Annotated in this window: 21 protein-coding genes; 12 read left to right on the forward strand and 9 right to left on the reverse strand. The window is 36.4% G+C overall.

The window, feature by feature from the left end; genetic code table 11:
• Nucleotides 1-7 precede the first annotated feature (7 nt).
• The 6 genes from J7604_RS04800 (at nt 8) to J7604_RS04825 (ending at nt 5,312) form a co-directional block, all read left to right on the forward strand.
• Nucleotides 8-586, forward strand: a complete 579-nt coding sequence (locus J7604_RS04800) for a sigma-70 family RNA polymerase sigma factor (protein WP_293891869.1) — start codon at nt 8-10, stop codon at nt 584-586.
• Nucleotides 583-1,665, forward strand: coding sequence for a hypothetical protein (locus J7604_RS04805; protein WP_293891872.1), 1,083 nt, complete (start codon nt 583-585; stop codon nt 1,663-1,665). Before J7604_RS04800 ends, J7604_RS04805 begins: the two co-directional genes overlap by 4 nt.
• Nucleotides 1,662-3,272: a leucine-rich repeat domain-containing protein gene (locus J7604_RS04810; protein ID WP_293891874.1), complete on the forward strand. Its 1,611-nt coding sequence runs from the start codon at nt 1,662-1,664 to the stop codon at nt 3,270-3,272. The genes J7604_RS04805 and J7604_RS04810 overlap by 4 nt, the downstream gene beginning before the upstream one ends.
• Nucleotides 3,273-3,364: 92 nt before the next feature.
• Nucleotides 3,365-3,820: a GyrI-like domain-containing protein gene (locus J7604_RS04815; protein ID WP_293891877.1), complete on the forward strand. Its 456-nt coding sequence runs from the start codon at nt 3,365-3,367 to the stop codon at nt 3,818-3,820.
• Nucleotides 3,821-3,824: 4 nt separating this feature from the next.
• The gene (locus tag J7604_RS04820) at nt 3,825-4,772 is read left to right on the forward strand and encodes a YafY family protein (protein WP_293891880.1); all 948 of its coding nucleotides are present in this window, start codon (nt 3,825-3,827) and stop codon (nt 4,770-4,772) included.
• Between the two features lie 60 nt (nt 4,773-4,832).
• Entirely contained in the window at nt 4,833-5,312 is a 480-nt protein-coding gene (locus J7604_RS04825) for a thioredoxin family protein (RefSeq protein ID WP_293891883.1), read from the forward strand.
• A 1-nt stretch (nt 5,313) separates the two neighbouring features.
• Here J7604_RS04825 and J7604_RS04830 read toward each other — a convergent pair whose 3' ends face one another.
• The 5 genes from J7604_RS04830 to J7604_RS04850 form a co-directional block, all read right to left on the reverse strand.
• Complete coding sequence (locus J7604_RS04830) at nt 5,314-6,117, reverse strand: molybdopterin-dependent oxidoreductase (RefSeq protein ID WP_293891886.1); 804 nt, start codon at nt 6,115-6,117, stop codon at nt 5,314-5,316.
• Entirely contained in the window at nt 6,107-6,787 is a 681-nt protein-coding gene (locus J7604_RS04835) for a cytochrome b/b6 domain-containing protein (RefSeq protein WP_293891889.1), read from the reverse strand. Before J7604_RS04835 ends, J7604_RS04830 begins: the two co-directional genes overlap by 11 nt.
• A gap of 73 nt (nt 6,788-6,860) precedes the next feature.
• Nucleotides 6,861-7,970 (reverse strand): PAS domain-containing sensor histidine kinase, encoded by a 1,110-nt coding sequence (locus J7604_RS04840; protein ID WP_293891892.1) that lies wholly within the window; start codon nt 7,968-7,970, stop codon nt 6,861-6,863.
• A gap of 145 nt (nt 7,971-8,115) precedes the next feature.
• Nucleotides 8,116-8,541 (reverse strand): hypothetical protein, encoded by a 426-nt coding sequence (locus J7604_RS04845; protein ID WP_293891894.1) that lies wholly within the window; start codon nt 8,539-8,541, stop codon nt 8,116-8,118.
• Between the two features lie 29 nt (nt 8,542-8,570).
• Nucleotides 8,571-10,823: a glycoside hydrolase family 3 N-terminal domain-containing protein gene (locus J7604_RS04850; protein WP_293891897.1), complete on the reverse strand. Its 2,253-nt coding sequence runs from the start codon at nt 10,821-10,823 to the stop codon at nt 8,571-8,573.
• Between the two features lie 201 nt (nt 10,824-11,024).
• Here J7604_RS04850 and J7604_RS04855 point away from each other — a divergent pair, with 201 nt between their 5' ends.
• The 4 genes from J7604_RS04855 (at nt 11,025) to J7604_RS04870 (ending at nt 18,257) form a co-directional block, all read left to right on the forward strand.
• Nucleotides 11,025-14,324: a CARDB domain-containing protein gene (locus tag J7604_RS04855; protein ID WP_293891900.1), complete on the forward strand. Its 3,300-nt coding sequence runs from the start codon at nt 11,025-11,027 to the stop codon at nt 14,322-14,324.
• Between the two features lie 352 nt (nt 14,325-14,676).
• The gene (locus J7604_RS04860; protein ID WP_293891903.1) at nt 14,677-15,156 is read left to right on the forward strand and encodes a hypothetical protein; all 480 of its coding nucleotides are present in this window, start codon (nt 14,677-14,679) and stop codon (nt 15,154-15,156) included.
• Nucleotides 15,157-15,262: 106 nt separating this feature from the next.
• Nucleotides 15,263-16,234, forward strand: coding sequence for a hypothetical protein (locus tag J7604_RS04865; RefSeq protein ID WP_293891907.1), 972 nt, complete (start codon nt 15,263-15,265; stop codon nt 16,232-16,234).
• Nucleotides 16,235-16,370: 136 nt separating this feature from the next.
• Nucleotides 16,371-18,257, forward strand: a complete 1,887-nt coding sequence (locus J7604_RS04870) for a PA14 domain-containing protein (protein ID WP_293891910.1) — start codon at nt 16,371-16,373, stop codon at nt 18,255-18,257.
• 53 nt (nt 18,258-18,310) lie between these two features.
• Here the strand turns inward: J7604_RS04870 and J7604_RS04875 are convergent, their stop codons facing one another.
• Both J7604_RS04875 and J7604_RS04880 read right to left on the reverse strand, forming a co-directional pair.
• The gene (locus tag J7604_RS04875; RefSeq protein WP_293891913.1) at nt 18,311-18,616 is read right to left on the reverse strand and encodes a protealysin inhibitor emfourin; all 306 of its coding nucleotides are present in this window, start codon (nt 18,614-18,616) and stop codon (nt 18,311-18,313) included.
• Nucleotides 18,606-19,709, reverse strand: a complete 1,104-nt coding sequence (locus tag J7604_RS04880; protein WP_293891916.1) for a M4 family metallopeptidase — start codon at nt 19,707-19,709, stop codon at nt 18,606-18,608. The genes J7604_RS04875 and J7604_RS04880 overlap by 11 nt, the downstream gene beginning before the upstream one ends.
• A gap of 272 nt (nt 19,710-19,981) precedes the next feature.
• Between J7604_RS04880 and J7604_RS04885 the strand changes: the two genes are divergently transcribed.
• Together J7604_RS04885 and modA are read left to right on the forward strand one after the other, a co-directional pair.
• Nucleotides 19,982-20,326 carry a LysR family transcriptional regulator gene (locus tag J7604_RS04885; protein ID WP_028981756.1) on the forward strand — a complete coding sequence of 115 codons (345 nt, stop codon included), beginning with the start codon at nt 19,982-19,984 and terminating at the stop codon, nt 20,324-20,326.
• 75 nt (nt 20,327-20,401) lie between these two features.
• Nucleotides 20,402-21,133, forward strand: a complete 732-nt coding sequence (gene modA / locus J7604_RS04890) for a molybdate ABC transporter substrate-binding protein (protein WP_293891925.1) — start codon at nt 20,402-20,404, stop codon at nt 21,131-21,133.
• A 74-nt stretch (nt 21,134-21,207) separates the two neighbouring features.
• On the opposite strand, the gene J7604_RS04895 is transcribed toward modA, so the two are convergent.
• Nucleotides 21,208-22,458: a tetratricopeptide repeat protein gene (locus J7604_RS04895; RefSeq protein WP_293891928.1), complete on the reverse strand. Its 1,251-nt coding sequence runs from the start codon at nt 22,456-22,458 to the stop codon at nt 21,208-21,210.
• Nucleotides 22,455-23,777: an AAA family ATPase gene (locus J7604_RS04900; RefSeq protein WP_293891931.1), complete on the reverse strand. Its 1,323-nt coding sequence runs from the start codon at nt 23,775-23,777 to the stop codon at nt 22,455-22,457. Before J7604_RS04900 ends, J7604_RS04895 begins: the two co-directional genes overlap by 4 nt.
• Nucleotides 23,778-23,850: the final 73 nt, after the last annotated feature.

The raw sequence follows: 23,850 nt of genomic DNA on the forward strand, positions 1-23,850 counted from the left end.
GTAACTTGTGAAAATTTCAGAAGAACAAATACCGGAATTAATACGCAATGGTAAAGATAAGGAAGTTATTCCTCATCTTTATAAAAAAGTATTTCCTCTTGTTGAAAATTATATCCGAAAAAATTCGGGGAGAAAAGAAGATGCTTCTGATGTATTTCAGGACTGCCTTCTGCTTTTCTATAAACAAGTAATAAAGAATACATTTGATCCCAAGTATAGGGTATACGGCTATCTATACAGGATCAGTATTAATCTTTGGATTAATAAAATCAAGAAAGAACAAAGAATTCAGTACCTGGAAACGGTCGGCGATGAGGCATTTGAAGAAGAGCCTTCTCCCTGGGATCGGCCACCAGAGCGTACTGATGAGAATGTTATTAAATCATTATTCTCTGGGATCGGAGAAAAATGTGTAGAGCTGCTTACCAATACTGTTTATTATAACCTTATGATGGAGGATATCATGATCAGGATGGGCTTTAGTTCTGTTGATGCTGTAAAAATGCAACAACAAAGATGTAAGCAAAAATTGATCAAAGAGATAGAAAACAATCCTGCTCTTGCAGATAAGCTAAAAGGAATATGATGAGTGAAGATTCTACATACAGTCAGGTTGAGGATTATATCCATGGAAGGCTTACAACTGAGGAGCTATTAGCTTTCGAAGCGAAACTGTCAAATGATCCTGATCTTGCAAGACAGGTAAAACTTCATGAGCTTGCGGATAACCTTGTAATAGAAAACAGGTTACTTGAGGTTAGTGCAATTATAAAAAATCAGTCTGGCAATTCTGCTTCCGGCAAGATTAAATATACAGCCATCTCAATCTTTGCTGCGGCGACTCTTGGCGTAGGCGGATGGCTCTTGATTCAAAGCAACTCAGAAAACTCAGAACAAGTATTAATGCAGTCAAATCAAGAGATTATTCCTGAAAACAAACAATATTTTCATTCTCCATCAGAACCATTGTATGAAAGCGGTACCGTTCCTGCTCAAAAAAATTCAGTAAAGACAAAAACAAATCAGGAAGAGGTATTGGAAGAAGCTGCCTCTTCTAATACAATTGACAGTATGTCTGTCAAAGTTGAAACAACTGTGCGACAAGAAAAGGATCTTTCTATATCAAATGCTTCTGAAAAAAGCCTTCCAAGTGAAACGACAAATTTAAATCCCTGTGAAAAAACAGAGCTGTCAGCTGCAATAAAGACAATCGAAACCTGTGAAGGAGAAGAACAAGGTGCAATCAAGGTTCAGCAAATTAAAGGAGGAATCGAGCCATACTCCTATTCAGTATTCGATGGAGAAGAAATAAAAGATGCAGCACATTTACAATCCGGCTCTTATAAGGTTGTAATTGTAGATGGAAACGGATGTAGAAAAACTTATGATCATCTTACAGTGAAGGATAAAAACTGTCCTAAAGATTATTCCTTTAACCCGTTCATTGAAGAAAATTGGGAGATACCGTCACATGGTAAAGCAGGTAAACTCCTGATATATGATGCTTCGGGAAATATATATTTTGAAAAACAAATTGTAGAAGGTGAAAAAGATCATTGGTCCGGAGAAGGTAAAACCGGAGAAATTAAGCCGGGATATTATATCTTTGTTATTGACAGAGGTAAGGGAAGTTTGATACAGGGTAGCGTAACCATAGTAAAATGACAAAAAAGGCCTCCATATTCATTATTCTTTTTCTCGGAATTCAAAGTATTCTAAATGCTCAGAATATTTCGATTCCTGACAAAAACTTTCTTGCCTTTTTGAAAAAAGAATACTCTGATGTCATTAAAAATGATAGTCTGATTTTAGAAGAAGCGAAATTAATAGATGGTACTCTTGACTGTTCAGAAAAAAATATTCAGTCACTGGAAGGCCTTCAATATTTTACTAGCCTTGAAGTATTAAAAGCAAACAACAATGTAATTGCTACCCTTCCAGATCTGTCAGGTTTGAAAGAGCTGACAAGGATAGAACTTACGTTTAACAATCTCATTTCTGTTCCTAGTCTATCTAATCTGACCAAACTCAGGACACTCTTTCTTTACAACAACAAACTTACCTCTATACCTGATCTGAGTGGGGATACAGCGCTGGTTTCTCTTATTGCCTCCAACAATTTTCTGACTGCTCTTCCTGAATTAAGCACTTTTGTAAACCTTAAAAAACTTGATGTCGGAAATAACCAGATAACAGCTTTGCCTTCTATAGATAATCTTACTTTACTGGAAGAATTAACAGTCTGGAAAAACCAACTACAGGTCCTTCCCGATTTGCAATACAATGTTAACCTTATTAAAATCAATGCTGGTACTAATAATATTGCAACTACACCTGACGTAAGTAAAAATGTCAACCTGCAAGAGTTTTCCCTTGATAGAAACCTCTTAACCAAAGCACCAGATATCAGCACTCTTACAAAGCTAAAGAAGGTTGAATTTCATTTAAATCAATTTACATTTGAAGATTTTACTCCGCTTACCGGATATCCAAACTTCAAAAACGTATTTATAATTTCCCCCCAGAAAGATTTAGATGTCATTAATCAGAATGGTAAAGAATTTTCAGATCTTACTATTCGTACTGGTATTGATTCCTCAATGAATAGTAATATATATGAATGGTATTTTAACGGAAATAAAATAGCGACAACAAATAAGGATCTCCTTAATATACCGTATGTAACAACTGCCAGTGAAGGTAAATATTTTGTCAAAATAACAAACCCTTCCTTCCCTGGTGTGACACTTAGAACCGATACCTTTTTAGTTTCTGTTTCTACTTGTCTTGATCTGAGTAAGCTTACATTCAACATATCAGGAATCAATTGCCTGGGAACCGGATCTGTATTAATTAAACTGGAAGGTGAAAATCCGGCAACTCTTGTTTATGAATTAAAATCCCAAAGCACTGCGAATATTTACAAGTCGAGCTTTGGATCCTTTACAGGGCTTTCTGACGAATCCTACAACCTGAAAGTATCACTGGACGCTAATTGTCAAAAGGAGTTTCCAGATGCAATAAAAATTCCACTTGAACCATGTAACGAGACCTTCATCACCCCGAATAATGATGGAGATAAAGACGGATTCTTCTTTTCTGAAACTGGAAAGGCTGTCATCTATGATAAAAGTGGCAATAAAATAAAAGAGCTATCTATTCCTGCAGAGTGGAATGGCACGTCTGAAAAAGGAAATCTAGTGGCTATAGGTTACTACATAGCTAATATTAATAACGGGGAAAATTATATCCGAATAAGTGTTCTCTATTAACTAATTTTCCAGATTTAAATTCCTACTGACATAAGGCTGTCATAAACCGGCTTTAGGTTTGTGTTAATATTAACATAAACTAAAAAGCAAAAATGGAAACTAAACTCATCCCATCAAAAAATTATCTTTGTTATACTACCCAAACAACACTTAACAAATTACAGGAATTTGCAGATAAAGCTGTTGATGGTGTGTATGAAGCTGTTGCAAAAGGCGGGTTAAAAGCTTCCGGTCCAATGGAGTTTATTTACTTGAACTGTTCTAATGACAGAGACAAGGAATTTACCCTGGAAATTGCACTTCCGATAGAAAACAGTACGAATTTTAATAGTGAAAACCACAGAATTAAAAAATTCGAAGATTTTAAATGCCTGTCTCACACCCATAACGGAGATCTCCTGAATCTTCCTGGCATTTATCAAAGACTCTTTGAAGAAGTATTCAAAAACGGAATCAAGCCTACTAACCAGATAAGAGAAATTTATAAAAGTTTTTCAGGTATGGAATCTAATGATAATATTACCGAAATTCAGATCGGAATAAATTAAAGATATGAACAGAGTAGATCGCCTTCACGCGATACTTACAATACTGCAAAGCAAGAGGGTGGTAAAGGCTGAAGAGCTGGCCACCCACTTCAATCTCAGCATTCGTACGGTATACAGAGACATAAGAGCGCTTGAAGAAGGCGGGATCCCCATCGGGGCAGAAGCAGGAGTCGGATATTTTCTAACAGACGGTTTTCACCTACCTCCAGTTATGTTTACCCATGAAGAAGCAAGAGCACTGCTGCTTGCAGGAAAATTCATTGAACAGCAAACAGATCAGGGAACAGCTAAAAGTTTTAATGATGCACTAACGAAAGTCAGAGCAGTCATTGACAACGACAAAAAAGATGAGCTGGACAGCCTTAATCAAAAAATTCTTATTCAACCGTACCCTAACTCCAAACCAACGGTGGAGGACCTGAATCTCACGCTCATAAAGGGCGCTTTGATTAATAATAAAATTTTAAAACTGGATTATTCCACTGCAAGAGAAACTACGGAGCGTCAAGTAGAGCCATTAGGAATCTGCTTTTATCGCACCAACTGGCACCTGATAGCATATTGCAGGCTCCGAAAAGGTTACAGAGACTTTCGCCTCGACAGGATCAATAAAATAAATGTTTCCTCAGAAACATTTCTCAGGATCAAACATCCTACTCTTAAGGAATACTTTGATAAAATGCTGCAGGAAGAAGAGCTTTTCTCTGTAGAAATTAAAGTCAGCAAAGATATTCTTGCCCACCTTCAGGAAAGCAAATATAACTTTGGCCTGATCGAAGAAAACCTGGAAGAAGATGGAGCCCTAATGCGATTCGCCACCTATAGCCTTGACTACTTCTCGAGGTGGTTATTGATGATGGGAAATAAAGTGGAGATCATATCTCCTCCTGAACTCAAAGACAAAACCTTAAAACTAGTTGAGAATCTTTCTTCTCATTATTTAAATAGATGATTTATTTTATCAATCTATATGTTAACCAAAACACAAAGACATTAATGAAGTTAAATTAATATGCGGATATCTTGTTTCCTTTTATTACTAACTGCTATCATAGCATTTCATAACTGCGTAGCACAAAGCTCCGGAGAAAAAGAACTGACAGGCAAAACAGATATAAAAGAAGTTGATGCAAATTTTCCGTGGTTTTCTGAAGGTTATAAAGTTTACAAACCCGACAGTACAGTTATAAAGGCAATATCAGACAAAGGAAGTAAACTCACCTTTATTGTCTTCGGAGGTACCTGGTGCGGAGATACAAAAAGAGAGCTTCCCAGATTTTATAAAGTCACAGATCAGGCCAATATCAAGAGTGAGAGGATAACCTTGTATTTACTCAATCACGATAAAAAATCACCGGAAAAGCTAGAGAAAAAATATAAGATACATTCTATTCCAACCTTTATTATTTTTGTTAATGGCAAAGAAGCCGGAAGAATTGTAGAAAGCCCAAACAACACTCTGGAAAAAGACCTGCTGGACATTATAGATTAAATTATAACCCTGCATAATAATCATACCCACGTTCAGCCCAATAATCAGCTGGCTGATTCCCTACAAATGCTATTTTCCCTATTCTCTTGATACTTTTGATACCATACTTACAAGGCACTATCAATCTCAAAGGAGCTCCATGCTCAGAAGAGAGGGGTTTGCCATTCATCTCGTAGCAAAGTAACGTCTGAGGGTGTAAAGCACTTTCCATATCAAGCCCAACATAATAACCTCCGTCAGGAGTTTCCAGACTTACGTGCTCAGCAAGCAAATTATCTTGACCATGATCAGTAAGCCCTCCCAAGCCATAGACAAGCATAAAATCAGAGAATTTAGTACCACCCCAATTTGAAATTTCACTCCACCCTTCAATGCATTTGAACTCAAAAGTGAGCTCTGTTTTAGGAAGCTGTTTAATATCATCAAGTGTTAGTTTCATAGATGATTTATTTATGCCATGAATCAATGAATTATTCTGAACATTTAGCATCCAATTTTCAACATCTATTGATCTTTCGAGGCCAATGTTACCGTTAAGTCTTGGCTCTGGAGCGGCCTGTTCCTTAGGAAAGACCGGGGCAAGATTTTTATTACTGAAAAATATAGTGGCAACTTTTCTATTAGTTTCAAGGACCTTTCTCAGTGGCCGTGACAATCCCTCTGCATCTGTCCCTGCAACAAGCCATTTGATACCACCCAACAGACCCAGAGCTCCCAGAATAAACCCAGCAAGAGACTTGATAGTTGTCCTACGCATCTCTTGTTTAGAAATGTCTTTAAGTTCATCTTCGCTGTCAGACTTCATTTTCTTTAGCGTTTTTATTTACAGCAACAACTTCAATTCCAGTAACCATAGCTCTGAAATTATTCCATCCAGCCCTGATTACCTGGACCACATGAATAACAAAAAAGAAAACATAACTGAGTGCAAGACAGAAATGGATCAGTCTTGCAATCTTATAGCCACCCAGAAAAGAAGTAAGCCAAGACAGCTGCACAGGCTTGTAAATGGCTAATCCTGTGATAACTGAACCAGCACCGAAAACGATAATACTCGTATATGCTATTTGTTGTGCACCGTTAAACTTTGAAGCTGGTGGAAGTTCTTTTCTAAGTCCGATATCATGAAGTGTCACTTTTATTGCGTTTTTAAATGAGTCTTTTCCAGGAACCAGATACTTCCATTCACCGGAAAAGAATGTATAAAATACATAAGCTAATCCATTCAACATAAATACCCACATGAATACAAAGTGCCATGCCATGCCAACAGCGAGATTAAAGCGTATATTGAAGGTATTATAAAACCATTCCGGGAAAAATTTAAATATCATTTTTCCTCCTAAAACAATACTATATTCATCGTTGGCCCAATAAATCCAGAGACCACTCCAAAGCATGAGTGCAAGAATTGGAAAGTTTATCCAGTGAAACCATCTTATCGCCAGTGGATGTTTCTTCTTGACTAAAGGCATACATAAAATCATGAACCGCAAAGTCAACAAGGGAATCAGCTATTTGTTTAAATTAGTAAGTCGAATAAGGAATTTAGGATTTAGAAATCATAAAATAAAAAGTAGTACCTTCATTAATCTCAGATTCAGCCCATACAGATCCGTCATTTTCTTTCAGAATATCTTTGACAATAGATAACCCAAGGCCAGAACTGTCCTTTGAAAGATCTTTATTTACCTGACCGAATCTTTCAAAAATTTTTTCTAATTCATGTTTAGCAATGCCTGGGCCATTATCACTCACAGATATGATATACTTATCATCTGATTGCCTGCAATCAATTTTTATCACTCCTCTTTCTTTATCCATAAACTTGATGGCATTGGATAAGAGGTTTTGAAAAATTTGCATCAGTGAATATTTATGAAAATAAACTGCTGGAAGGTTATGTCTTACAAAAATATTTATGTTTGAAGGTACGTCAAGAGAGGCTATAACCTTATTGAGAATTTTGTTCAAATCTACCAACTCTTTTACTTTTTCTAAGGTAGTTGCAGATTTCAACAGTGAATGAATAAAATCGCTCATATCCCTTACCTTCTTTATTGCCATGTCAAGCAAATGTACCGAATCTTTTTTGAGCACACTTTTATTCTCATCTTTTACAATCTGGAGAATAGGATCGATAGTATTAAGTGGAGCTTTGAGATCATGCGAAGTGGTATAAACAAACTTATCTAGTTCTTCATTCTGCCTTTTCAGTTTTTTGACTACACTCTCAAGTTCGCGTTTATTTTGAACCTTTTCAGTGATATCAGTATTGATGGCAATTGCAGCAATAATTTGACCATCAACAATCACAGGAGCAGCAGAACATCTTACAATTATTTCTTTCCCAGATTTTATATGAGTTGTCAAAACATCTCTTTCATTAGATTCACCGAAAAAAGCTTTATAAAAAGGTTCTTCTTCTGTAGTCAGTCTCTTACCAGTATGGAGGTCTCTGGTTTTTATCTTATCTGCCAGAACTTCTATTTGTTGATTAAGTTCCTCGAGTGTATCAAAGCCAAGCATATCAAGGGCTTTCTTGTTTGCTCTCAGGATTCCGTTAGGACCACCAATATATACTGCATCAGGAATGCATTCAATTATAGCTGCTAACTCGGCTGCCTTTACCTTCAGGCTTGTCAATTCATCATACATCTGAAATTAGGAAATCTTCAGTGAGGTATTTTCTTAGAAACCTTTAAATACCATTATTGTTTGATTTCATAGCTATCCATAAAAATTCATACCTCCTTCCATAAGATGAAAGGAGGTATGAATTTTAAAGTTTAATCCATTATACTTATTTGTTTCCTCGTAGCTGTATAGCAGAAGCAAGAGTGAGAAGGCATGCCAGCAAAGTAATAGATGCTGCAAAAGGGAAAAAATATATAAATTCTATTCCACCCCAGAATAGAAGTGCAAGAGCCAATGATAGAAGAATTTTATAACTTAATTCTCTATTAGTATACGTTGCGCTCGATATTATCCACAAAACAGCAGCCATAAATGCCAAAGCTACTGTTGATGCATAGCCATAACCTTCATAATAATCTCCCATACTTCTGTCTGCTCCCATGAATGGGAATTCATGCCCGACCATTTTGCTTATTATTTCTTGTTTCAATGGTTCTTCCGCACGTTTCCATCCAGAATGTCCCAACGTGTGAGCAACCATATGAAAAATCAGTAGTCCGGAAGCTATCCTTAAAAGGATCTTAATATTCATAGTAGCTAATTATTAGAGTTTATTACTATTTATTTCAATCTGAACCTTGCTTTCTGATCTCCTACAGTGAGAGTAAAATATCCAGGTTCCAAAAGCTTTTTACCCTCTTTGTCCGGAAACCACAAATGTTTATCTGGATCAATTACGAATGAAAATTCAATAGACTGACCTGGCTGTAATTCTTTTTTCTCAAAATATTTAAGTTCTTTGACAGGTCTGGTTATTGATCCATATTCATCAGTAAGAAACCAAAGTACCGATTCTTTACCTGCTATTTTACCTACATTGGATACAACCACTCTAGCCTTAATTTTTCCGGAAGAACTAATTACTGTATCGCTAAGATTTATTTTAGCATATGAAAACTTTGTATAGCTTAATCCTTGACCGAATTCACAGATTGCAAATCTTTTTAATTCCTCTCCTACCGGTCTCAATATTGAATATTCACTTTGCTTGTGATTGTATGGGATAATATGCCCTTGTTTATAAGGATAAGTAAAAGATAGCTTACCACTCGGGTTGGTCTTTCCGCTAAGGATCTCCGCTATTGCCTGAGCTCCCTCTACCCCAGGAAGACCTGCAAAAATGACGGATTTGCACTGGTCGTAAATCTTGCTAATGATCCTTGGTCTGCCTTCCGTAAGAACCAACACTACAGGCTTACCCGTCGCTATTGCAGTCTTTACTAATGAAACCTGAGATTCCGAAAGTTCAAGATCATTAATACTGCCGTCCGTTTCTGCATATGCACTTTCTTCGCCAGCTGCAGCTATAATTATATCTGCAGAAGGGGCTAGTTTTTTTATTTCATTTTCTTTTGCATATATGACCTTCGAATCAGCAAACTCGTCTTTAAGAGCCCCATAAATTGTTTTCATATCTTTAGGAAACCAGTATTCACTTTTAGCCATGAACCTATATGTCCATCCACCACATAGAGGTATTTTTTTATCTGCGGTTTCACCCACCACCAGTATGGTCTTTTTGCCAGGTTTAATCGGTAATAAGTTCTGGTCATTTTTCATCAATACCAAAGATTCCTTTGCGGCTTTCAAAGCTTTTACTTTATGCTCTTTAGAGCCAATTTTATTAAATCTGTCATTTCTCGGGTAAGGCTGATCAAAAAGACCTATATCAAATTTTACTTTAAGAATACGACGTACCGATTGATTGATTCTTTCTTCACTGATTCTTCCCTCCTTCACCAATCCAAGAAGGTTATCACAAAAATCTGTATTTAGGGGAACCATTGCCATATCTACTCCGGCACTGATTGCAAGGAAAGTGGCTTCCTTTTCGTTTTCTGCCACATAGTGCATTTTTTGCAATGCGATTATGTCCATCCAGTCGGTTACTGCAATGCCTTCAAAGCCTAGTTCATTTCTTAGAAGTTTGGTAAGAATGTCATAATTTGCATGCACAGGTATTCCATTGATTTCACCGCTGTTGATCATGACTGTCTTAACACCAGCTTCTACAGCGGCTTTAAATGGAGGAAGGTAAAATTCTCTTAGTGCCTGATCAGAAATTTCAGCAGGTGACCTATCCCAACCAGATTTCGGATCTGAATATCCAAGGAAATGTTTTGCACACGCAGCTGCTTTGTAAGGCGCAATTTCAGTGTTTCCCTGAAGTCCTCGCACGTATGAAGTTCCCATTTTAGAGATCAGATAAGGATCTTCTCCAAAAGTCTCATAATATCGTCCCCAATATTTATTTTTTCCCAGATCGAACACAGGAGCGAATATCCATCGATGATATAAGTCCGCAGTTTCTGTAGCTGTGATCCATCCTTCTTCATAAGCAAAGGTTGTATCAAAAGAACAAGCGATATTGATATTATGAGGAAATATGGTGCCATTACTTAAATAACTACTACCATGAACATGGTCTACACCATATATGATAGGAATTTTATTTTTTGAATTCCTCATATTGACATGTTGAAGTTGGTTGGTAAATCGGAACCAGACATCGGGTGACATTGCCCTTCCATTTAGGAAAGAACCAACATGATATTTTGTTACATAATGAATAACTTTATTGGTATCGATAGCCAGAGTTGTCGCAGAATCATAAGCAGCAGCGAGAGAATCTGTAATAATTTTGGTAATGTTAATCTGAGTCATCTGGCCAATTTTTTCTTCCAGAGACATTTTGGCCAACAATTCTTCTACACGAGGATCAGTATTCTTCTTTTCAGAGGATACTGATGAATTAAATGAAAATATGGCAAATAAGGCTATGCAGAATAAAGTTCCTGCTAAAATGTAACGCATTGCAATATGAGTATGATTTGAGAAGCTAAATATATGAGAATTGAGTAAAGCAACAAAACAAACCCCCTGACCTATAATCAATTTTCTCCAACTAATTCTTTATAAAATCCAGCAATTTACCCAAAATGAATGGGTTACTTGTGATCTTATTAATTGTAGACAAGCTAGTTTTAAAACCAATTTTTAAAATCATCTAAACACATGAAAAAAAACAAGATTTTTATCTTAAAATTTCTGCTTCTGGTTCTTTTCCAGAGTGGGAATTCGCTTCAATCAGCGGCGCAGGTGGATACAATTGATTTTCCACAAGCAGATCTGTACCGGGCTAGTCAGGACATATATCCTTTGACTGTTGAGCCTGGATCAGGAATAACAGTTTTTAGTAAAGTAATAAATTCAGGCTTTGGTACAGCAGGTTCTAGCAGGACTGATTATTATCTAACGGCAGATACTTCATGGACTTTACCTAATAAAGGCGAAGCATATTTTTTGGGTTCTTCTTACCTGCCTTCTGTTCAATCTCAGAATTCAGTATTAGACAGTACCTATCTTTCAATTCCGAAAGATATAATTGGCGGTTATTATTTTCTTGTTTCATTCACAGATGCAGGCAATGAAGTTTATGAAACAAATGAATTCAACAACAGATTTGTATCATCACTAAACGTTGTGCAATCATCCATTTCAGTTGACCTTTACCCTAGTTACATTTCAGTTTCGGACAGCACAAGCAACTCAACTGCAGTTGTCATCCTTAAAGAAAATAATATAGGAACTGATTTTTCAGGAGGTTATGAAGTAGGATATTACATTTCAAAAGATTCCACTCTTGATAGTTTTGATTACCTTCTTGGAACCAGAAAATCCGATGGTCTGGCAGGTAATAGTTCTACCTATTCAGATTTTGGTCTTACAGTTCCTTCGGGTTTACAAGGCTGGTACTACATGATAGCTGCGCTTGATGCGTACAATGCAGTATCAGAAACTCAGGAGTATAATAACAGCATAGCTAAACCTTTTTATATTTCTTCAGGTGGTGGAAGTGCTGATCTGGTTCTTGACAGTATTTCTTACTCAACTAAAAATGGAGTTATACCAGGAGGTGAAATATATTTAAGCTTTACAGAAAGAAACATAGGAACCACTGTGGCTGGTCAACACTATACTAATTTATATCTTTCTAAAGATAACTATCTGGATGGTGGTGATATTGTATTAAGCTCAAGCTATGTATATGAGGTTAACCCTAATGAGGGGACTTACAGATACGAAACTGCAACAATTCCTCCGAGCGTTGGACCGGGAGATTATTTTTTGCTAGGTCAGGCAGACGCTTATAACTATGTTTCAGAAAGCAATGAACAAAATAATTCATTAATTCTACCTCTTTCAATTGGTTCTTCCAATGCAGATCTAACTACTGTATTATTTGATAGTACTATTACAATTAATCAGGGAGATTACTTCTATGTAAACGGATATTTGAGCAATATAGGATCTGGCTTTGCATCTGGAAGCTATGTAGGATTTTATTTATCAAAAGATACTCAACTTGACGACAGCGATGCTTTAGTACAATACCAGTATTTTGATTATCTATACCCAAATAATTTGAGTTATTTTTATACACCAATATATACTGGTGGAACAGGAGCTGGTCAATATTATCTTATAGCAAAAGCTGATTACCAGAATAATGTTTCCGAATCTAATGAACAGAATAATATTGCTCTTGTATCAGTAAATATAGTTCAACCAAGCATTGATTTATCAATTACAAATCTGTACTCTAACAATTCAGTATTAAGAACTGGAGATTATAATTATCTATCATACTCAATAAACAATACAGGTACATCTTATGCAGGATCAAGTTATACTAATTATTATCTTTCTAAAGATTCTATTGCTGATGATACCGATTATTTCCTGGGTCAAAACTATGAATACTCTCTCGCACCAGGCGCTTCAAATTATAACTCTGCAGGATTTTACATATCACCTTCAATTTCTGAAGGAGATTACTTTTTGATTGCTAAAAGCGATATTTATAATTATGTAAATGAGAACAATGAGTACAATAATGAAGCCTACATTAAAGTGCAGGTAAAAGCTCCATCTTATGATATTGCTATCAGCAATTTATACAAAACTGCAGAAATCGCAACTGTAGGATCAGGACTCTATGTTTCATATAGTGAAACTAACCTTGGAGATGCTGCATTCCCTTACCATTATTCAGGATTTGTATTATCTACCGATACAATCTATAATGATTCAATCGACATTAACATTGGTAACTACTATGGATATGACCTGTATCCTGGAAATACAAACTATTTCAACCAGTATCTATTCATACCAACCAATGTTCCAGCGGGAAATTATTATCTGATTGCAAAAACGGATTCATACAACCAAATCCAGGAAACCAATGAAAATAATAATACTTCATTCACCAGAATAAGAATCATTACTCCAAACGTTGATCTATCTGTAAACACTCAGAGAGTAAACCCTACAAAGGCAGTTGCAGGAAGCAATATTAATGTTTCAGGTTATTTGTACAACCATGGTACTGAGAGTTCATATTCTACTGGTTTAGATTTCTATATCTCTAAATCTGAGAATGTGATCGATTCTGCTATCTACTTAGGTTTTTATTATACTAGTAGTGTATATCCAGAAACATCTATTCCGTTTAATCAATCACTTTATCTTCCTGAATATCTTGCTGCTGGAGATTACTACATAGTATTTGTAGCTGATGGTGGCAAGAATCAGCCTGAGATGAATGAAAACAATAACATTGTTTCTAAGAAAATTTCTATTGAAGCTGCTACAAGAGATCTATTTGTGAAGAGTGCTTCTGTAAGTTCAAAGGTTACTGTAGAACAAACAGTATATATCAAAGCTACAATAAGCAATTCAGGAAATTCAGATCTAGGATACTTCAATCTTGGATATTACCTGTCTAGTGATGAAAACCTTTCTTCTGAAGATATATTTATCGGAACAGCGAGCATTCCTGGTATGCTTTCAAAATCTTCTATACCTGTTTCAGGAGAGTTTAAAGTGCCATATTATATCTCTGAGGGAAGTTATAAATTATTATTTGTAGCGGATAATTACAATTATGTACGTGAAACAAATGAAGATAATAACATCTTGGCTAAAGCTCTGCTAGTGACTAATCCTTATGGAGATCAGAATAATCAAGATACTATAACTGAACCGGCATTTGCTGCTCCAGTAATTGCAATTTCAGTAGTACCAAACCCGGTTGGCGATTTCATCAACGTAACGGTACAAACTTCTGAGGCTTCAACTCTTGCTACATATGAGCTATATGACAGCTTCGGTAATAAATTTAAAGGTGGAAGCCAGAATATTACAAATGGTAAATTCTCAATTCCAGCAAGTGATGTTAAACTAGGTGTTTATCTGCTAAAAGTAGCATATGAAGGCAAAGTTGAAACAATCAGAATTATTAAAGAATAGAGGTTAATAGTTAAATAGTTTTGGAAGAGGTCGTCTATTCGGACGACCTCTTTTTTTTATGAGGAAGAAAGTCAAAGAGAGAAAATGATTAATAAAATTACTATATGGAAAAGAAATAATCTGAATAGTTGACACTGACCTTTTTATATATTCTAAGCAAGCTAAATGGAATGATTTAATTTTCTATTGGCAACTATCAGAAGTTTTTATATGTAAAAGAAAAACTTGGTCCGAAGATTGAGGATTTCTATTGTTTCAAAGTACTTATTTCATTTTCGTGAAACCTGAAGGAAGGCTTTTGAGTAAAAAACTCTTATGCCCATTCCCAGGTTAGTTTAATAAACATAATTATATGAATACCCAGGATCTACAAAATGAAAACAATAGCTCTTTCTGCCAAGAAGTTAAATTAGCTTTTGAGCAGCTGATGACTCAGTTTTCTATGAATGTAAATAAAGAATTAAAAGATGAGATTTATCTTGAATCACGCTGGGCAGGCATATTTTTAGGCAAGGACAATAACGAATTAACCATATCTATTTATAGCCCTAAAGGGAAAAACAGATGGTATCCAAAATTTTACCTTTCAGCATTCTTTGGGCTTAATGGAAAGACAAAAATTGATCAGTCTGAAGGTGACTCTAATCTAAAAGAATTGTGCAGTCATGCTGATGAAATCAAAGAAAGTTTTGCATCCATTCTCAGAGGTGATTTTTCCTGGGATTTAGATTTTGAAAAATGGCTAGCATTTTTAAAACAATGCCAGAAAGACCAGGATTGCGACTTACCCTCTTTTCTACAACTTGTTCATGAAGGCCATATAGAGCAATAAGACCAATCCGGACTGAATTTTCCCAACCACATTAAACATTCTCCTCTATTTTCAATTTATTCCTTGTATCAGGATTGTATTGCTATTTTTTAAAATAAGCTAATATATGTTCAACAAGGGGTACTTTCAACTTTTGCTTTACTTTCTTTCCTTAATTTCAACAAGTTGTGTTGGAACCAAAAGCAAAAAAGTAGCCCGTCATTTTGATTCCAAATATTGCTCACCCGCTATTAGTTATCATTATGATTCCACACTTTACCCAAAACCTACACAGGAAGTCTTAAGTGGAAAGAATACGGGAGCTTTTAGTGCTCACACCCTATTGGTTGCGAATGCAGCAGGAGTATACCAAGAACTGTTAAAGCTAGACAGTATCAAAAGAGCTTACGATAAAAGCCCTACTGATTCCACCAGAATTAAATATATCGCTTCTAAGAATAAAGTACTTACACAGGTAATGCTCATTTCCACTGAAATTGAAAGCATTGCTGCAGAACTGGATTGCGAAGGTGAAAGGGCCGAAATACTAGCAGACTATCTTACAGAACGAGAAAACAGGAGAAATAGCATATTAACAGTACTTTCAATAACCTCGGGCGCTTTAATAACCATTGCAGGAACTCTTGCCAGTGAAAAGCTAAATGATACCCAACAAGATGCAATTACTATAAGCGGCGGAGTAATCAGCGCTTCCTTTGGATTAAGTATTTTACTTTTTAAAACCAAGGTTAAATATTATCATAAAAGAAATTTGCTTGGCGAAATTTGGAATGATCCGGAAAACTCTAAGATTTTCCCTCCATCAATCTGGTATCTGCTCAATGAACCCTTTTTCAGCAATGCTCATGAATTTTCAATTGTACATAATATCAAGCACAGATGGAAGGAGCTAAAGCTGGAGGCTGAAGGTTCTGAAGTATCTGACAATGAAAAACAATTGCTTTTTGGAGAGGGAGGAATTTATACCAAAGGGATGCTTCGTACAAGGTCAAGTATGCTTAATGAAGTACAAGCATCTACCAGGCTAATGAACCAAGACCTTCAGGCTTTTATATTGGAGATAACTAGTCGATATTAATTTCGGCCAAAACTCACATTTGTCGGATTTAGTTATTCCCTAAGAAATAATTTCTTTCAAAGCCTTTCCCTTAGCTGGATTCAGCGGCTTAACTTTTACAATTTCAAAAGGTTTTTTACTTCATAATGGTGACAAAATGAAGTATCTGTTAACATCTTTGATTCCAATTTTATTTATTGCGATTACATTAAATTTATCAGCACAAATAAAAGTATACACTAAGCATGTCTCCGGAAATACCGGTAATTTAGCTGATTCAGCTAATCGTCTACCCAAAATTACACTTCAGCCAACAGGACTAAGGACAGCGAAGACCTCCAATGTGATGTTTTCAGTTGACATTGAAGACAAGCCCCCCTACTCTTTCCAATGGAAGAAAAACGGAATCAACATAAAAGGCGCTACATCCCGAAATTTACTTCTTTCTATCGTTCAGCTGAAAGATACAGGTTTCTATCATGTCGAGATCAGCAATGATTTCGGCACTACAAACAGCGATTCGGTTAAACTAGAGGTCGCGGATAATTTCCCTCCCAATGCGATGCTTATTAATCCGACTTTTGGAAATACTTTTAGAATTGGAGACACCATAAGGTTTCTCGGAGGAGGAAATGATTTTGAAAATGGTATTCTTAACAAATCCTCGTTTCTATGGAAACTTGAATTCCATCACAAAGGAAAATCAAAGGATCTATCTTCTGAAACAATCATAACAACAGAAGGCATAAGAGAAGGTTACTTCATTGTCCCCAACCAACAAATACCTGATGATAAAGCTTATTACAGACTTTCACTAACAGTGAGAGATCAGGACGGTTTTGCAGATACAAAATATGTTGATATACATCCCCAAAAGGTACAGATTAAATTACTAACCAATCCTCCAGGATTAAAAATTTCTCTGGACGGCTCTATTGTAGACGCCCCATATAGCTTCACAGATATTGCAGGTATGTCCCGAAATATCAGTAGCGTTTTGGATCAAACAATGGATGGTATACGATACAGGTTTGATCACTGGGAACCTGCAGGCTTATCTGAACAGGCGAAAATTTCACCTCATGAGAATACGACTTATACAGCTGTCTACACACCGGTTCCGGAAGTAAATAAAATCCTGGCAAACAATTTTACATTTGAATCAAAGGATCTGAGTAACAATTCAGACGATCAGTACCTTGAAGAGATTTCGATGGTTACGTCACTTAAGGATACACATAATGTATATTCGAACAAAGGCTATATCCTGCGGGAATTCTGGACTAGCGTAAGAGGAACAACAGTAGATAAAATTCCTTGCCAGTTGCCTCCTAATGGAAAAGTACTTATTACCCAATTTGAGGGACCGGAAAATTTGATGGACAATTATGGTACCAGGATAAGCGGATATATCTATCCTCCTACCTCAGGAATTTACTATTTCTGGATTGCTTCAGATGAGCAAGGAGAATTATGGCTTAGCAAAGATGACAGTATTGAACACAAGGCAAAAATAGCTTATGTGCCTACGTCCTCTTTCTTTCAGGAATGGTCAAAATTCTCCGAACAAAAATCTGAAGGGATATTTATGGAGGCTGGCAAAAAGTATTATATAGAAGCCCTTCATAAAGAAAGCCTGAAGATAGATCATATTTCTGTAGGTTGGAGGCTTCCGGATGGAACGCTGGAACGGCCGATTCCAGGTAATAGACTTTCTCCCTATATTACTCCTTATGAAGAAACGGAAAATGTAGAATTAATACAGGCTTCAGGAGCAGATACTATTGCAAAAATTCTTGCATATATGAACCCTACAGACAAAGGCATAATCACTCTTAGCTTACTTGGATATGTGGATGATCCACGTGTTCATATTTCAGTATTTGATTCAAAAGGAAAAAAACAGTATAATGAAAAAACCACCTGCGATATAACATCTGCCAGAACGGTCTTACCTATTAAAGAACGATTTAAACCAGGTGTGTACGTCATTCAGGTAGCGGTTGGCAACAAGATGTTTTTTGAAAGGATATTGATAAGGTAAAATAACTCAAGCTCCCTTCAATGGATCGTTTGGAAAGACTGAATTCTTCTTATTCAGACTTTCTTGCTTAGCTTATTCAGAAAACCAATCAATTCAGCTAATGCTTCATCTTCGACAGGGTCCGAAACTCTAATTGTATTTTTATTATCACCATCAGTAATGGTGATTGTATACGTTTTTCTATCTGCACCTCTTTGAGGCACTTCATTATAAGAAATGCTAAAGAACCTGCACTTCTGTACAAGTTCCTTAACTTTCATTGAATCCTCATTATTTAATGAGTCTGTGTTAATCAGTTTGGATCTGTTCAATCCCGGGAAATAAGCAATCCCCCCATCTGATTTAAATTCAATGAGCATATTGCAATGGTTCTTTAACTGATGTTTTAATGCCAACTTCATTCCAGGCATTTTGTACCGCCTGTTCTTCCACACTTCCTTGTCCGAATAACCTTACTGCGTTGTAGACTGTAAGATTGGCAAAACGCTTAAATCCTGTGTTAGCTCTCAACCTTGCGTCTTTAAGTGTCTCATACCAGATTTTACCAGCTCTTTCCCAGGAAAAGCCTCCTATGCTTGTTGCTGCAAGATAAAATGCGCGGTTTGGTATACCTGAGTTGATATGGACCCCACCATTGTCTTCAAATGTATTCACGAAAGCATCCATATGCTTCGGCTGAGGATCTTTTCCCAAAACAGGATCATCGTAGGCAGACCCAGGATCACTCATAGATCTTAATGCCTTGCCGTTTATCTTGTCTGAAAGAAGCTCTGCACCAATGAGCCAGTCGGCTTTATCTGATGTTTGATTAAGTTTATATTGCTTAACCATTGACCCGAAAACATCTGACATAGATTCATTTAATGCTCCTGCCTGATTGAAATATACAAGCCCTGCCTCATCCTCTGTAACACCATGTGCGAGCTCGTGACCGATTACATCAAGAGATATGGTGAATCTCTTAAACAAATCATCATCACCATCCCCGAATGTCATCTTCTGACCATCCCAGAATGCATTGTTGTATTCTTTCCCAAAGTGTACAATACCTTGCAACGGCATACCTTCATCATCTATAGAATGTCTTTCGAAGATATTCCAGAAGAAATCATAAGTAACACCAAGACCGTCGTATGCTTCATTAACAGCAGGATCATCAGTAGCAGGATCACCTTCAAACCTTACTATTTTTCCTTCTGTACTCTGCAGATTCTTGGCATCTATGATTGTTCTCTGTTTTTTACCCGGACTAATCATAGTTACAGGACCTGTACCAGCTAAAGTAGCATTTGTAAAGTTCCTTAATGCTCTGAAGGTACTGTCATTAGCAAGGGTAGTGATCGCTTTCTGCCTTTGCTCCGGCGAGCCATTTTTTACAATGGATCGCAGAATATGCGGAGAAAGGATACAGTGAATCGAATGTCTGTGATTAGGATCATGATTATTACACATAGCCAATTAATTTGTTCCTAATTAATTAAGTCTCAAGGGCTAAAAAATGTTGTGATTGGGGTCTCCAAATCCCTTAAGGGACGGAGGGGTGGAACTATTTTTTCTAAAAATCAATCCCGAAAATTAAATTTTATCTCAACACATATTTGACATTTAATATACTTTATAATCTTAAATCCTAAATTTGAGTATTTTTACTTATTTATTACTTAAATTTAAATTAAGTATTTTTACTTATTATTTTTATTCATTATGTTTACAAAACTATGACGATGGAGAAAAAAGACTATCTGGTGAGTGGCCGTATATGGGTTCAAAGCGGTGATGGAGCCTTTTTAGGTTCCGGAAGAGTAGAACTTTTAAAAAAAATTAAAGAGTACGGTTCAATTACCCAAGCGGCCAAATCTATGAATATGGCTTATAGACATGCGTGGAGACTTATTGACTCAATGAATACAATGTCGGCTATCAAACTGGTTTCTACCAAAACCGGTGGTAAAAAAGGTGGAGGAGCATTCCTTACAGAAGAAGGTGAAAAGGCTATTCACGAGTTTGACAATTTGGAAAGAGCATTTAATGAATTTCTTCAGGAACAGTCTTCTAAAATAGTATTTTGATTTTTTTTATTTATCATTATTCCCAAAAAGGAATAGCATAATAAAATGGTATTAAAAAGGAGTTTTCATATACTAATGCTCTTGCTAGCACTGACCTGCAAAGGCATTGCACAGAAGACCGTTACTGTTGCTGTTGCTGCTAACGCCCAGTTTGCAATGAAAGAAATTGAAAAAAATTTCGAAAAGGAAACAGGCATTAATCTGGAGTTGATTATAAACTCGTCTGGGAAAATAACAGCACAGGTGAAAGAAGGTGCTCCCTTTGACATCTTTCTTTCAGCTGATATGCAATTTCCGGAAGCATTATTTAAAGAAGGTTTTACTATAACCAATCCAGAAATATATGCCTATGGCAGCCTGGTTTTATGGTCAATGAGTAAGCTTGAAAAAGGTAATATAAAGGCCCTTCTTTTATCAGACAAATTTGATAAAGTGGCTATTGCCAATCCCAAATTAGCTCCCTATGGGGAGGCAGCTATTGAAGTATTGAACTATTATAAAATATATAAAACTATTGAACCCAGGATTGTTAATGGAGAAAGCATTTCTCAGGTAAATCAATATGTGATATCCGGGGCTGCAGCCATTGGTTTTACTGCCAAATCAGTGGTATTAAGTCCTGAGATGACAAACAAAGGTACATGGATCGAACTTGATGCAACATCTTACAGTCCAATTGCACAAGGAGTAGTGCTTTTAAAGAAGAGTGCAGAACAGAACTTTAAAGAAGCAGAACAATTTTATAAATACCTCTTTTCCGAAAAGGCAAAAAGTGTTTTTAAAAAATATGGCTACAGTGTTAAATAATAATATTTAAGAATTTATTTCAGGGATGGAAACAATCCGGTTCAGAGCTTTATTCTGGCCGGATTGTATTTTTTTTATCTTCCTATTATCATTGCATTGCCAACCCATTGGAATACCATAATACCGATCAAATATATATACCCTAGAGATTGAGCTATTTCCAGTCCGGATGCAAAACAGAATAAACCTGCAATTCCAATCAGAGCAAGTATTGACGTATAAACGACAAGAATCCTCTTATTATTCTTTTTAGGTGGAGTCAACATACTAGATAAAGGAATCATCATAGATAAGCCAAAGATTCCTGTAAACAACAACAGATCATTCAGAAAAAAAGGATATGTTAATAAAGAAGCTAAGCCAATACATAACGAAACACCCACAAAGTTAGATGTTTGGATTTCTGTTTGTGTAAGTGCATACCTTCCATATACATTGAGACGCAGGAAGAGATTGGTAATTGGACGGATGATCCAGGTAGATATTGCAAAAAGAATATACAGGGTTATAAAGGGAAGAATAAATGGATTTAAAGCAGGAATCCTATCAGCAAGAAAGCCCAATATCTTGGATCCGAAAAAAAAGCCAATGAGTATGCCCCACTGAGCACCACTTTTCATATTCCCTATCCAGAAAGCATATTTCAGGAATATCCTATATATCCAATATCTTGCTTTCAGACTTTCTACCAAACCATGCTTGGCATATTCAAGCTCAGGATCTATTTGAAGTGCTTTACCAAAATGAACCAAAGCCTTTTTGTGATCTCCCTTCTCTAGTAATCCCCAACCAAGGTTGGAATGAGTGATGGGATTTTCAGGATCATAATGCAGCGCTTCATGAATGGTATCATAAGACTCTTCCTTTCTATCAAGTTTCAAGAGCGCAGTGGAACGGATATTCAGGCAAGTGAGATTATCTGGCTCCAGGGCGAGTCCTTTGTTTGCATAATGCAATGCAAGTTCCCAATTTTTTCTTTGCAGAAAAACAGAGGCCCTTAGCCCAAAAAAATCAGCTACCAGAGGGTCTATAGAAATAGCCTCTATAATATATTTTTCAGCCTGATCAAGCTTATCCTGATCGAGCAGGACTTTAGAAAAAATATACAGAAGATAAGGATTTGCGGGAGCAAGACTTATAGCACTTTTTATAAAATCTTCAGCTTCATCATACTTACCTTCGTGCCATTTGCAGATACAAAGCAAGGAAAAAACTTCAGGATTATTGGGATCAGAAGACAGGCATTTTCTGAGTTCATCTTCAGCTTCTTTAAACCGCCTCTGATCTATCAGTAACCTAGCTCTCTCGCTGGAATTAAAGATCATTTTTTAATATTTAAATACTTTAAAATATCATCATATAACCCGGACTCGTTAGAATACAAAGCATAATTTCTTGCTGTGGTAAACCATTCCTTTGTAGAAGGTATTACTTTCTTTAAAGCTTTTAGCAAATCTTTTGTTTCTATTGGTTCTGGAATTCCTGTCTTAAAGGATTCACGCAGTTTTTCTTCGATTGTAAAGTCCACCAGTGCTTGAAGGTCTGCACCTGAAAAATCCCTGGTTTCTTTTGCAATTTTATTATAATCTATATCCTTCAGTGGTTTATCTTTCAGCAAAACTTTTAGAATTCCGTTTCTACCTTCTTCATCAGGAGGTTGCACAAAAATTATTCTATCGAACCTTCCCGGTCTTCTGAATGCGGAATCAAGATGCCATGGAGCATTGGTTGCCGCTAATACCAGCACCCCTTCATTGGAATTATCTATTCCATCAAGTTCTGAAAGAAACTGGTTGATCAGATGTCTCCCTGAGGATTGTTTCATGTCAGATCTGCTGGCTCCCAATGCATCTACCTCATCGAAAAATAGTACGCACGGCACGTTTTGTCTAGCCATTTCAAACAAGTGGTGGAGATTTTTTTCGCTACCGCCTATCCACATGTCCAATATGTCATTAATTCCCACAGAAATAAATTTTGCATCGACCTGGCCAGCTGTAGCCCTTGCTAAGTGGGTTTTCCCGCAACCAGGAGGGCCGTAAAGCAATATTCCTCCACCTATTTTTTTACCATAAGCTTTATAAAGCTCAGGATGTTGCATAGGATGGATGATTTTTATTTTGATTTCCTCCTTCACATGGTCCATTCCTCCTACATCTTCGAACGTTATCTTTGGCCTTTCAACAGGCATTGAATTCCTCTCCACTTCTGCCACAAAATCATCATCTTCCGATGCAAAATAGTGATTCGGATTTCTTAAACTGTCAAGCTCTTCATCCAGCAAAGCAGGATTTACTTCAAGCACCCGCTTGTAGTATTTCATCGCTTCCTCTATAGAGTTTTCTTTCAGAAGAAGTTTTGCAAACAAAAGTAAAGACTCAGAATCTGCATTATCTGAATGTACCAGATCCTCTAGCACTACGATGCCTGTTGAATAATTGCCTTGACTTAAATAAATTTTAGCCAAACCAATCTTAGCTTTAGCATTATCAGATGCTTTATTTAAAACAAGCTTAAACTCTTTCTCAGCTTCTTCAAAATTATTTAATTTAAATAAACTTTCGGCAAGGTATATTCTTAGTGGCAGGTTTTCAGGAGAAAAATTTAACGCTTCTCTCAAACTAGCGATAATATCATCACTCATAAAAATTTCTCAGTTTAAATCAGTTCAAGTTAATGATTTAAAGCTGAAGATGCAAAAAAGCTTTAAGCTTAAA

Source organism: Sporocytophaga sp. (genome assembly GCF_017745095.1).
GTDB lineage: Bacteria > Bacteroidota > Bacteroidia > Cytophagales > Cytophagaceae > Sporocytophaga.